This window comes from Lactobacillus sp. ESL0684, assembly GCF_029392675.1.
Taxonomy (GTDB): domain Bacteria; phylum Bacillota; class Bacilli; order Lactobacillales; family Lactobacillaceae; genus Lactobacillus.
Genome location: NZ_CP113941.1, coordinates 687655 through 702652, shown reverse-complemented (window position 1 = coordinate 702652; position 14998 = coordinate 687655). Strand labels below are relative to the sequence as shown.

Annotated in this window: 1 protein-coding gene; it reads right to left on the bottom strand. The window is 39.1% G+C overall.

Features of this window, described 5'->3' with window-relative positions; translation table 11 throughout:
- Positions 1-196: 196 nt before the first annotated feature.
- On the bottom strand, positions 197-14923 hold the full coding sequence (locus tag OZX56_RS03380) for a DUF1542 domain-containing protein (RefSeq protein WP_277140182.1): 14727 nt from the start codon (positions 14921-14923) through the stop codon (positions 197-199).
- Positions 14924-14998: the final 75 nt, after the last annotated feature.

Genomic DNA, 14998 nt, shown 5'->3' with positions numbered 1-14998 from the left:
TAATTACAATTTAGAGTATCAACCAGTTAACACAAAAGAATAACAATAACAGTCGACAGCAATAAAAGCGGTAACTAATTTAGCATAGTAAGGTCGTCCGAAAAATAATTTTTTGCCTGCAATTACTCCTCCCTTTGACCATATAAAAAAACGCTTCGTATCTCTACGAAACGTTTTTCACTAGTATTAATCTTACTTAAAAGTTAGCAGCTTTCACATGCTTACCATTAGCGATAATATAATACTTCTTACCATGAATGGAAATTGGATCACCATAAGTCGTGATTGACTTATGACGTTTAAGAACCTGCTTACCCATTCGATTACCATATTGACTATAAACATAAGCATTATGAGATAATGTCCGTTTTTGTCCCTTAATATTACCTGCGGCCAGATAATTGCCATCAGCTAATTGATAGAACTCACGACCATTAATCTCAGTCAAGCCAACTATAGTTACCTTAGAACCAGCCTTGATAACAACTTGGTTAGCACGTTTGCCTTCCTTATTATATATATAAGCATTATGCATCACTGCTTTTTGCTCCGCCTCTGGAGCAATACTAATCGGTGCTACCTCAGCTTCTACCCTGGGTTGAAGAGTTGCAACGAGATTGGCAGCCTTGACGTATTGGCCATTTCCAATGACGTAGTATTTCTGACCACGAATAGTAATTGCACTACCATAAGTATCAATATCACTACCCTTTGGCAGAACTTGCTTGCCAACACGTTTGCCATACTTATTGTATACATACGAATTATGGGTCAATGTCCGCTTGGTGCTGAGTACATTGCCAGTTGCCAAGTAGTAAACATTATCACCATCATGCAGGATGTAAAATTCACGACCGTCAATTAGCTTAGTACCGTAAGTCTTGACGATTGAACCATGGTTAAGGACAACTTCATTTGCACGCTGACCAGCTTCGTTGTACAGATAAGCATTGTGCACCAACTTAACTTCTTTAGCTGCTTCAGGTTTTTCATTTGGAGCAACCGAAGTTCCTGGAAGCGTTGGATAAATACCTAAGATTCCATTAATCCGATCTTGATCATTAGCAACCTTACCAATCTCTTCAATAGCGTAATCACGTGCTGTAGTGACATCTTCAGCATTAGTTGCTTTATCAATTGAATCGTTAGCAGCTGCAACAATTTTATCAATTTCGTCTTTCAACTGTTTTTGCTGATCCTTGGAGTAATCAGTCATTTTATCGATTTGCTCTTTAGCATGGTTAGCAGCGGCTGCAACTGCATCTTTAGCAACTTGCTTGATACCTTGGTCTTTAAGACTAGTTATATCTTCTGGCTTAGTTGTTTGATCAAGGTTATTTTTGGCTGTTTCAAATGCTGTATCAAGAGCTGAATGATCTGCTCCTGCCGGTAATTTACCTATTGCATCGTTGTATGCACTTTGCAATTCGTCCTTAGCTGTACTTATAGTATTGGCTAAATTAGCTCCACTTACATTAATACCATTAATCTTGTCAATTGCTTCATCTCGTGCTTTATCAACAGCGACTGCATCGTTAGACTGATCAATCGTTCCTTCAGTTTCCTTGATTGCTTCAGCTTTAGCTGCATTAATTTGACCCTTGAAGTCATCTTTTTGAGCTTCTGACAAATTAGTCTGACCATCAATTGCGGCAATTGCATTATTGGCTACTGCTGCAACAGCTTCTTTGGCAATTTCCTTGATACTATCATTCTTAGCTGTTTCAATACCTTCTGAATCTGTTGCATTATCAACATTAGTTAGCGCTTCTTGCAAAGCTGTATCTAGGTCTGAATGATCTGCTCCTACTGGTAATTTACCTATTGCATCGTTGTATGCACTTTGTAATTCTTTTTGCGCTTCATGCTTAGCCTTATCTAGTGCCAAAGTATCGTTGATACTATTGATGCCATCAATCTTAGCTTTATCTACTTCGTCACTATTCTTAGCCTTGTCAACATTTCCTTTAGCACTAGTTGCAGCCATATCAATATCAGCCTTCAGCTTCTGTTTGTCTTCTGGAGTATATTCTTCGCCTAGCTTATCAACCTCTGCTTTAGCTGCATTTGCGGCTTGATCTATTGCATCTTTAGCATCACTAATTTGACTACCACTTGTGCTTATGCCTTTGATCTTGTTAATTGCATTATTCTTAGCTGTATTAACTTCATCCTTGCTGTTAGCTTTATCAATGGTTCCGTCAGTTTCCTTGATTGCTTCAGCTTTAGCTGCATTAATTTGACCCTTTAAGTCATCCTTCTGTGCTTGCGACAAATTAGTCTGACTATCGATCGCGGCAATTGCACTGTTAGCTTCTGCCTCAACGGCATCCTTGGCAACCTGCTTAATACCATCATTCTTAGCCTTGTCGACATCTTCTGGCTTAGTTGCCTTATCGATATCACCTTTGGCTTTATCAAAGTCTTGCTTTAATTTGTCCTTAGTTGCTTGATCTGCACCTGTCGGTAAATTATTTACTGCATCTTCGTATGCAATTTGCAATTCTTCTTTAGCAGCACTTACACTTGCATCCAAATCAGTCCCACTTGCGCCAATACTGTTGATCTTGTCAATTGCATCAGTTTTAGCTTTATCAACAGTAGCTGTATCTTTAGCCTTATCTATGGTTCCTTCTGTTTCCTTGATTGCTTCATCTTTAGCTGCATTAATTTGACTCTTTAGATCGTTTTTTTGAGCTTCTGACAAATTAGTCTGACCATCAATTGCAGCAATTGCACTGTTAGCTACAGCTGCAACAACATCCTTGGCAACTTGCTTAATACCATTGTTCTTAGCTGTTTCAATACCTTCTGAATCTGTTGCACTATCAATATTAGCTAAAGCATTGTTCAAAGTTGTGTCTAGCTTTAAATGATCCGCACCTGCTGGCAAGTTATTTACTGCATCATTGTACGCACTTTGCAATTCATGCTTAGCCTTATCTTTGGCCAAAGTATTGTTAATACTATTGATACCATCGTTCTTAGCTTGATCAACTGCATCCTTGTTAGGAGCTTTATCAATTTCTGCTTTGGCTTGATCTGCAGCTTGATCGATATCTTCCTTTAGTTTTTGCTTGTCATCTGGATTATATTCATCACCTAACTGATCAATTTCTGCTTTAGCTTGATCTGCGGCTACAGAAATTACATCCTTGGCAATTTCCTTGATACCGTCGATCTTAGCCTTGTCAATATTATCTTCAGAAGTTGCTTGATCTATTGCACCATTAGCTTTATCAAAGTCTTGCTTTAATTTATCCTTAGTTGCTTGATCTGCTCCTGCTGGCAACTTACTTATTGCATCATTGTACGCACTTTGCAATTCATGCTTAGCCTTATCTTTGGCCAAAGTATTGTTAATACTATTGATACCATCTGTCTTAGCTTGCTCAACGGCATCCTTGTTAGGAGCTTTGTCAACTTCTGCTTTGGCTTGATCTGCAGCTTGATCGATATCTTCCTTCAACTTCTGCTTGTCATCTGGACTATATTCATCACCTAACTGATCAATTTCTGCTTTGGTTTGATCTGCGGCTACAGAAATTACATCCTTGGCAATTTCCTTGATACCGTCGGTCTTAGCCTTGTCAATATTATCTTCAGAAGTTGCTTGATCTATTGCACCATTAGCTTTATCAAAGTCTTGCTTTAATTTGTCCTTAGTTGCTTGATCTGCATCTGTCGGTAAATTATTTACTGCATCATCGTATGCATGTTGCAATTCTTCCTTAGCACTATTTACATTAGTGTTTAGGTCAGACCCGATTGTGCCAATGCCATTAATCTTGTCAATTGCTTCATCTCGTGCTTTACCAACAGCTTCTGTTCCGTCAGCTTTATCAATGGTTCCGTCAGTTTCCTTGATTGCTTCATCTTTAGCTGCATTAATTCGATTCTTTAGATCATCTTTTTGCGCTTCTGACAAGTTAGCTTGACCATTAATTGCGGCAATTGCATCGTTAGCTACAGCTTTAACAGCTTCCTTGGCAATTTCCTTGATACCTTCAGTCTTAGCTGCTTCAATACCTTCTGAATCTGTTGCACCATCAATATTAGCTAAGGCACCTTGCAAAGCATCATCTAAGTCTGAATGATCTGCTCCTGCTGGCAACTTACTTACTGCATCATTATACGCAGTTTCTAATTCATGCTTAGCCTTATCTTTGGCCAAAGTATCGTTGATATTATTAATACCATCATTCTTAGCTTGATCAACTGCATCCTGGTTTGGAGCATTATCAATTTCTGCTTTGGCTTTAGCTGCAGCTTGATCAATATCTCCCTTCAACTTCTGCTTGTCTTCTGGAGTATATTCTTCGCCCAGCTTGTCAACTTCTGCTTTAGCTGCAGTTGCGGCTTGATCGATTACATCTTTGGCAATTTCCTTGATACCATCGGTCTTAGCTGTTTCAATACTTTCTGAATCTGTTGCACTATCAATATTAGCTAAAGCATTATTCAAATCATCATCAAGTGGTCTCTTAGCTTCATCACTTGGATTATCACCTAAGCCGATAATTGCTTCTTCATAGGCACTTTGCAATTCATGCTTAGCCTTATCTTTGGCTAAAGTATTGTTAATACTATTAATACCATCATTCTTAGCTTTGTCGATAACTTCTGGCTTAGTTGCACTATCAATATTAGCTAAGGCACCTTGCAAAGCATCATCTAAGTCTGAATGATCCATTCCTTCTGGCAACTCACTTATCGCATCATTGTATGCACTTTGCAATTCGTCTTTAGCAGCACTTGCACTTGCGCCCAAATCAGCTCCATTTGTGCCAATATTGTTGATCGCATTAATTGCTTCATCTCGCGCATTACCCACAGCTTCTGTTCCGTTGGCTTTATCAATGGTTCCTTCAGTTTCCTTGATTGCTTCAGCTTTGGCTGCATTAACTTGATTCTTCAGATTATCTTTTTGTGCTTCTGACAAGTTAGCTTGACCATCAATTGTAGCAATTGCATTATTGGCTACTGCTGCAACAGCTTCTTTGGCAATTTCCTTGATACTATCATTCTTAGCTGTTTCAATACCTTCTGAATCTGTTGCATTATCAACATTAGTTAGCGCTTCTTGCAAAGCTGTATCAAGTGCTGAATGATCCGCACCTGCTGGCAACTTACTTATTGCATCATTGTACGCACTTTGCAATTCATGCTTAGCCTTATCTTTGGCCAAAGTATTGTTAATACTATTGATACCATCCGTCTTGGCCTTGTCGACATCTTCTGGCTTAGTTGTATTATCAACCTTATCTTTAGCACCAGTCGCAGCTTGATCGATATCTTCCTTCAACTTCTGCTTGTCTTCTGGAGTATATTCTTCGCCCAGCTTGTCAACTTCTGCTTTAGCTGCTGATGCGGCTTGATCGATTGCAGCTTTAGCATCATTTGCATCAGTAGCCAATTGATCGCTATCTGTCTTAATACTTAAGATCTTATCAATCGCATTATCTCTAGCGGCAGTAATAGCTATATCATTATTACCAACACTTTCAATTGCCTTATTACCTTCGTCTACAGCAGTTGCAATTTCATCATTAATTTGACTTAACTGTGATTCCGAAAGATCACCTAAGTTATTAGTTACATAATCAGCAGCTGCTTGTACAGAGTCATTGGCAATTTGCTTGATACCAGAATCCTTGATTTCCTCAATTTCATTTAAATTAGTTATTCCATCAAGTTTTGACTCTGCATCTGCCAAATCATCATCTAGCTTAGATGCATCAACTACACTACCTAATTTTTCACCAGCCTGATTACGAGCAGCTTCAAGAGCTTGCTTAGCCTTATCTATTGCTTGATCAAGATCATTAGCACTAGTAGTAATTTTATTAATCTCAGAAATAGCATCCTTACGTGCCTGATCAACTTTCTCAGCATCACTACCAGCTGCTGCAATTGCAGTATTACCAGCAGCTACAGCTGCTGCAACATCTGCTTTTAGCTTATCTTTCTGGGTAGTTGACAAGTTAGACGCTTGATCAATTGTAGTATTAGCATTAGTTGCTGCATCATCAAGTGCGCTGTTTGCTAGGTTCTTAATACCATCATCTTTAGCTTGGTTGACACTTTCAACCTTATCGGCACTATTTAAAGCAGCCAAAGCATTGTTATAAGCGGTATCAAGATTGCTATGCTTGTCATTACCCAACTCTTGCTTAGCATTGTTGTAAGCAGCAGTTAAAGCTTGTTTAGCTTCTTTTCTAGCTTGCTCAGTCACTTGACTGAGAACACTATTAATATTGTTCTCACCAGTGATAACCGCATCCTTGATATTATTAGCAATTCCGTCAACGTCCCCAGCTGGTTGGTTAACAGCATTAATTGCATTAATTGCAGCAGTTTGATAGTCATCAATCTCAGAAATAGCAGTTTGCTTTTGTTCAGCTGTTAATTGCGTGTTATTAATGATATCTTTAGCATTTTGTGCTGCCTGCTTAACCTCTTCAATCGCATTAAGCTTATTCAAAGCAGTCTTGCCGCGGCTGTATGCATCACTAGCACTGCCAATATCAGTAGCTTTATTCAGATCAGTAATTGCAGTATTAATAGCAGCAACAAGTTCGGGATTATCTGCTTTTTGCTTATCAGTTAGCTTATCGAAATCTTCTGCCAAATCTTTTGTATTTTCGATTTCGTTATTAAACCATTGATAATTCTTATTACCCGACTCCTTATTAATAACCTCATCAATTAAATGTTCACCAGTTGTTTCAGCCGCAATAATTGCTGCCTTGATTGCCGTAGAATCTAGTTGATTACCTTCTTTATCAACAGTAGACAGGTCAGTAATACTTGTCTTACCGATTTCATAAGCTTTATCAATTTCAGCAAGAGCTGCTTGCTTTTGTTCAGCTGTTAATTGCGAATGATTAATGATATCTTTTGCAGAATTTTGCTTAGCCTTTAACTTATCAAGAGCAGCACTCTTTTGACCTTCTGCTTCAGTTAACCCAGCAATCTTATCAAGTTCAGTTTTACCATTTGTTAATGCAGTGTCTGCAGCCGCACTAATTGCAGCAGTATCAGCACCGGTTGCGTCGATAATATTTTGCTTAGCAGCATTAAAAGCAGTTTTTGCGTCTTCAAGCTTGTCTTTTTGTTGATTAGGAGTTAAGCCAGAATCCTTAATCCGCTCTTGCGTCTTTTCATATGCGTCTTCAAGCTCTTTAATTTTGTCCTGCTTGTGATTATAAGCAGCGGAATTATTTGCAGCAGTAACAATCTTGTCAATTCCAGCTTCACCAAAGTCAATGGTTTCACCAGTTACAGTACCCTTTTCGATATTAGTCAGTTGCGTCTTAGCGTCAGCTAAATCTGCTGGAGTAGCTTGACCTGGCAAACTTACATCATTAATCTTATCAACCGTCTTCTTACGAGCGGTTTCAAGATCTGCAGTCAAGTCAGCTATTTGTTCAGGAGTTAAATCGGTTAAGTCAGCAAGAGAATCAGTCTTTTCAGCTGCATACTTATTAATTGCTGCAATCTGCTTGTTCTTCTCTGCTTGCAATTGTGCTGGTAAAGTTGAGTTGCTAATTAGGTCCTTGGCATCATTAAAGACCGAACCATTTTCGCCAATATCAGCTGGATCAGCTGCCAAGATATTAGAAATAGCAGTATCAAGTGCAGTATCAACCGCAGTATTAGCAGTAGCTAATTCAGTATCATTTAAGAATGGATGATTAGGATCTTCTGGATTTGTAGCCGCAGCTTGCAAAGTATCCTTAGCAGTTTGTGCTTCATCCTTTAACTTCTCAATGGCAGTATTTTTATCAACAAAACCATTAGTAACATTGTTAATCGCAGTAATACCATCATTCTTAGCACGATTCATACCACTAGCAGAATTTGCTTTACGCTGATCACGCACATTTTTGGCTGCCTTAGCACGTTCGGATTCAACTTGATCCTTCATATCCTGTTTCTGTTCAGGAGTAAACCCAGTTAACTCATCAATCTTATCATTGGCGTTATTAGCGGCAGTTTGCAACGCTGCTAAATCTTTATTCATGGTTTTATCAAGATTGGCATCACTTGAAACGCCATCAATAGCATCTTCACCGTTTTGTTCTTCTTGATTAATATCAGTAACTGTATTAGCGGCATTGATGGCATCTTCTGCGTTAGCAACAGCATCATTAAGATCATTAGTTAAATCTTGATATTGACTTGAAGTTAAGCTACCATCGTTTAACGCATTATCAAGACTAGTCTGTACTGTATTAGCCTTATCATGCAGATTGGTAAGTGCATTTTCACGTGCGCTGCTTAACTCAGCATTATCAGCAGAACTAGCGACATTATCAATCTTCTGCTTGCCGTCATTTTCCGCTGTATTAATTGCAGAACCAGTAGTTGCAGCATCAATATCTTTGTTAATATCATCAACAACCTGATCAATTTGACCCTTCAACTTATCCTTAGTCTTTTGGTCAAGATCCTTACCATCAATCGCCGTCTTAGCAGTTTCAGCATAAGTATTAAGGTCTGCCTTAGCCTGATTCTTCTTATCTTGCAATTTAGCGTCAGTTAAGGCTTGATCGATCTTACTAATGCCTGTTTCCTTATTCTTATTAACTTCAGTAGCATTAGCTGCACTGTTAACTTTATTAACTGCATCATCATGAGCTTTTTGAGCTTGATTTTGATATTGAGTTACTTCTTCAGGAGTCAAGTTACCAGCTGGCTTAGCTAAAGCAGCAATACCAGCTAAAACGCCACTATTTGCATCACCCAGTTCTGCATCAAGTTCAGCAATCGCAGCATCTTTAGCATTATTTAATTCCTGATTATTTTGGTTTTTCTTAATATTGTCAATAGCTTTAATAGCATCTTCACGCAGCTTATCGGCTGCAGCAACTGAAGTAGCATTATCAATATTTTGCTTAGCTTGTTCAACTACTTGCTGAGCGTCTTCTAACGCATCACCAGTTAAGCCCGCTTGATCAAGGTGGTTTTGAACGTCCTGTTTATCTTCTTCTTTAGCACTTAGTAAGTTAGCATCAGCTAAAACAGAGTCAATATTCACTTCGCCAGCACCTTCTTGATTGTTGACGCCAGTTTCTGAAGTTGCAGCATCAATTGCCTGATTTGCGTCAGTGACTGCATTATCAATCGCAGTTTCAACTTGCTTAGCCTGGTCTTCAGTCAAATTAGCTGGAATCTTAGCCTTAGCTGTTTCAGCATATTGTGCTAATTTTTCTTTAGCTTTTGCCTTAGCATCCTTGAGAGTTGAGTCTTGTTCAGCAGCAAGAATTGCTTGTTCGCCATCTTGCTCTGCCTGATTGATGTCAGTTACATTATCCTTAGAAGCAACATCTGCTTTAGCGGAGTTAAGGGCTTCATCAATCGCATTCTTAGCAGCTTCTTTATCAGCTAAATCTGACTTGTCGATTCGATCTTTAGCATCTTTAGCAACTTGTTCTAACTTTTCTTGTGCTTCACTAATCGCACCATCTAAATTACCAGCATTAGTCAATACACCATCCATATTGGTAATACCAGTCTGCTTTTCAGCTTGTACCTTATTGATGGTATTAGTCTGAGGGTCTTTGACCTTGCCAACTGCAGTATCATAATCACCCTTCAGCTCAGTAAGCATTTGATTCTTCTTATCAGAATCAATGTTAGTCATCGCATTAATTTGACCCTTATCCTTATTATAAGTATTAAGCAAAGCCTTCAGAGCATCATTCTTAGTCCCTTGAAGTTTGGCAGCAGCATCTACAGCATTAAGAGCAGATTCGCCACGTCCTTCAGCCTTATTAACAGCATCTACCGTAGTTGCTTTACCAATATTCTGTTTAGCAGTCGACAGGGCAGTGTCAACTTGACCGATAAAGTCGTCTTTTTCATCATTACCAAGATTAGGATTATTTTTAATATTTTGCTTAATTTGGTTAGCTAACGTATCTAACTTATCAGTTGCTTCAGTCTTAGCGGCACTGATGGCACCGTCGGCATCGTTAGTAGCCGTAGTAACGACACCATTCATAGCGTCAATACCGTTATTCTTCTCATCTGTGACTGTTTCAGAATCCTTGGCGTTGTTAACTGCCGCTACAGCATGATCATAATAACCCTTAATATCGTTCTTAGCTTTATCCGCTGTTGCTTGATTAATCTTACCGTCAGTTAATAGATTATTGATTGCAGCGGTATCGTTATCCTTGGTAGTCTCGAGATCTTGGAGTGCCTTAGCCTTGTCAGCTGCTAATTGAGCTGCATCACGATCAGCATTAATCTTCTGCTTACCAGTGGTCTTGGCTTCGTCAACATCATCAGTATTACCGGCACTATTAACATTAGCAATCGCATCAGCTAGGTCATCATCAACTTTTTGCTTAAATTCTTGCTTTTGGCTATCACTTAGTTGATCAGCTGGCAAATTATCAATGTCAGTCTTAGCCTGATTAGCTGCAGCTTGCAAATCAGAAATTGCACTTGTTTGGGCAGTCGTTAATACAGTATTGTCGTCGTTAATATTATTAACGACATTTTGAATATTTTCTAACGCTTTATTCTTATCAGTCGTTACTGCTGCAGGTGTCTGATCTTTATTAATCTTACTTACTGCGTTATCAGCAATGGTCTTAATCTGCTTCTTAGCAGCAGCCTTGGCTTCATCGCTCAGATTAGTTCCATCAATTGTAGCATTAGCTTCTGTTTGTGCATTTTGAATGGCAGTAATCGCAGCATTCTGACTAGCAATCAATTTTTGTTGATTGAGCAAGTCATCTAGAGCATTCAAACCATCAGTTAGATTGCCTGAAACATCATCTTGGCTAGTCGCAGCAGTAATCGCATCACTATAACCAGTATTAGCTTCATTAGCAACTAAATCCTTGGCCGCTTGAACTTGCTCATCAATTTCAGTCGCACTAAGACCGTGACCACTGAGGGCGTTCAATTGCTGTTCAACAGCTTGGGCTTTCTGCGCTAATTGTTTTTGCGCACCAACCTTATCAATGTCAACTACACCTTGGTTAGTTACATTAGCTAAGTCATCATCAGATGCAGCAGTAACGTTGTTAATAGCAGCATTTAAGGCATTATCAATACCCTGATTAATATCATTAATAATTGGTTTGTTTGCCGCAGCCTCGTTACCAGATACACCAGTAGTTGGATAAGTTTCACCATATTGTTGCTTTTGAGCTTTAGCTTCAGCTTGTAGTTCAATAATCGAATTCAACTTGTCCAGTGCTTTTTGAGCCGTATCATGCTTTTGATTAGCCTCAGCGTCGTCATTAGCATTAGCAATATCGTCAATCGCATCCTGCGCTGCTTGAATAGCATGATTGACAGCTTCATTATCGGCTGCTAAATCGCTTAACTTGTCCTTATCAGCATCAAGTTCAGTTTGCAAATCTGAAGCAAATTCCTTGGCAACCAATTGCTTTAAGGCATCCTTACCCTTAGCTAAATCATCGTTCCACTTAGCAGGATCTTGCTTATCAGCGTCAATTTGGTCTTCCCATTGTTTAGAAGTAGTTTCTAACGCCTGATTTAATTCTGTGTTATCCGGATACTTTTGCTTGAGCTGATTCTTATAACGACGCAAATCTGAAACAGCCTCAATTGGATCATAAACTGATTGTAATGTACCTGCAGGTTTAGTCTGATCTGGATTTAAATTATCTACTGCGTCAATAGTTGCTTCGTCCGCATCCTTAGCATCAGCTAATTCTTGACTATACTTGGTTTTTTGGTCTTTAGATAACGCTAAAGAATTATTGACTAAGTTATTCTTATTAGTAAAGTCATTATCAATCTGCTTCTTAGCAGCTTGCTTGTAAGCAGCTAAAATTGCGTTTTGACCATTAGTAATTGCCTGGTCAAGATCGCCGTTTTCATCATTAGCAGCCGCTTCAATCGCTTGGTTAGCATCATCAAGTGCCTTAGCAATATCTGGATCGCCTGCAGCACCTGCTTGATAACCTAATAGTTCATTTCCCTTATCAGCCCAGTCTTTGACTTGTTGCTTAGCAGCGTTAATAGTCGCAGTTTGGTTAGCTTTCCGAGCCTGTTTAACTTGATCTTGAATCTTGTTAATTGCAGTATCTTTACGGCTTGTTACCGCGCTCATATCGTTTGGAACATAGACACTATCAGGATCGTCTGCTCCAGCTTCCTTGTTAGTTGAAGCATTAACAATGCTATCAATCTCGTCAAGATATGGCTTAGCAGCCGCGGTGTCATCACCAAAGACACCATTAATTGTTTCTCTAGCTTTACTTGCAGTAGATTGAATTTCCTTGGCTGCACTATCTTTTTGTTGATCTAAAGCACTTGCAATATCACTAGGGGTTAACAGCTTAGCTTGTTGTGGATTTTGCCGTTCTTCTTCAGGCAGTGATGGATCACCTTCAACGAAGTCCTTGTTAGCACTTAAAGTAGCCATTTGCGGCGTAGTACCATTATCCTTAGGTAATAATTCCGCTGGAATAGTTATCGTAAACTTGTACTTACCCGCATGATTTCCACTAGCTTCAGCAGTCGTACTTGATTGCGCAGCATACTTGATGCCAGCTTCTTGCTCTTTATGATAAGGACTGTCGATTTGATTATTAATTTTAGCATCATCAGCAGGATTAGGCATGGCTACCGAAATTAAGGCATCGGCTTGATTAGCGTAACCAGTAATAATTTCGTTACCATCTTGATCAATTACGATGTCAGCAAGCGAGATTGGATCGATTGGATCAATAGTCACAAAACCATCCATGTTGGCAGCGAGGAATTCCAGACGACGCACACCATCGGGATTGTTAATTCGAGTAATATTGTCCTGTTCTTGCTCAACCGTCATCCCTTCAATATTAGCTTCATCAGCCTTTAGCTTACCGCCGCCAATACCATGAAAACCAAAAATTCTAAATGGATCTGATACACTGCCATCGGGATGGCGCAGTCGAACTGAATTCAGGGTAAAACTACCACTTGGAACTAAGGCAGCACTAACATTAGCACCAGCATCTAATAGGAAGTCCTCTGGGTTACTAACTACTGTATTTTTACCTGCACTAAATAAAGTTAAATTGCCAGTACCTGAACTAGCATTATCCAATTTAATTTCAAAATCAGTACCAGTAATATCAGCAGAACCACCGATGCTGACTAAGGTGCCACTATAGGTTCCCATATTAGAACCATTAACAATAAATTTCGCCTTGTCACCAGTAGATAAGTTACCACCAACAGAGATTAAAACGCCCGCACCACTACTGTTTTGGTTACGATCACTAATGTTACCGTTGGTATTAACTACTACTGAAGCATTATCAGCAAGGGTCATTGATGAACCACTACCATTTAAGATAATTGCTTTAGCACGACGATTATTTAAGTTAGCACCATCATATTCAGAGCCACCAACATCAATCTCTAGGTGACCACCATCTTGAACTAAAACACTACCTTGACCACTAATAACCGCAATACCTGTTGGAACAGCATTGTTTTCTCCGCCATTAGCATTTCTAGGGACATCAGTAGCTCCTGCTGGATTAAGCTTTACCTGTGCACCTTTTTCAATGATAATTTCATTATCAGCAGCAAGTGAAACATTCTCACCATTGATATTAATTGTATCAGTACCTGATGCACCACCTTGCATTTCAATAACATCACCCATATAAGTGGTTCCAGTAAAAGTAGATCCAGCGGCGAAAGTTAATCGTCCCCCTCGATCACTAAATTGGAATAATTGTTGATTATCAGCTTGCATCGTATAAGATGTTGTATCATTCTCATTTAGCGGATTAGTATAAGTTGACACAGTTTCCGCATGATTGGTGCCTGAAAACCTAGCTTCAGTATGCTGACCAACATAGAGCATTTGTGAACCAATAAAGTTGACATTTTTGATGTTAACTTTAGAATACTTATCTTTGCTAGTATTGATAATTCCATAAAAAGTTCGACTATAGATATCTAAGTTTTGGTAAGTAATATCTAGAGCAGTTGCGCTACCATCATAAGTTCCTGGTTCAAACATCTGAAAGTCGATAATATGACGGGCACTACTAGGATCATTTTCATCGGAATCTTTAGCCCGTACAACTAATTTTCTTGCTGGAATCATTAACCTGGTCGCACTATTAATATTAGTTGGTGCTTGAATATCAGCTGCCACATTAATAGTATTAATTTTGCTATTATAAAAGGCATCAACTAGATCTTGCCAATCATAGACATCAACTTCTTTATCTTCAGTCTTAGATATCACACTATTACGGTCAACTTTACAATTACCACTACCATTAGAAGGAGTAAATAGATCTGGTACATGACCATCGCTAGCCTGCGGTGTAATTTGAGCATCGTCAGTAACGATAACCGCTGGTTTTTGATCAGTTGCAGCTTGACTATCATCAGTGATTGAAGAATTAGTATTTTCAGGATCAGTAGTTACTGGTTTAGAAGCTTCATCTGGCTTTTGTTGAGCAGTCTGACTGGGTCCTTCAGGGTCCTCGTCGTCTGGTTGCTCCTCATCGTCTGGTTTAGTAGCATCATGATGATCCTGATTTTGGTCAGCATCTCCATCAGAAAGCGGCTTTTCTGGATTCTTAGCTGCTGCAGGATTGGTATCTTTATCCTTGGCAGCACCAGTTTGATCATCTGACTTTAAAAATGCAGATAAACCTTCATAAGTGGACAAATCTGTTTTGGCAGCCTGCTTGGCTGGTTTTGCTTCAGCAGATTGCTCGTCTTGAGCCTTGATTGTGTTAGTGGTATCAGCACTAACTGTATCAGCCTCTACCTTATTGGCATTTAGTCCAAGAAAACTAAAACCAAGTAGAACAGAAGCAGCCCCAATAGAAAGTTTTCGAATTGAGAAGCGGTCTTGTTTAGCCTGCATCTCCATCTTTCTCAAACGTTCGTTATAATTATTTTTTCCGAGCATTAAAATTTCCTTTCTATATTATTACTAGCCTATTCAACACACAAATAAATAGACCAATACATAAAAACTTATACT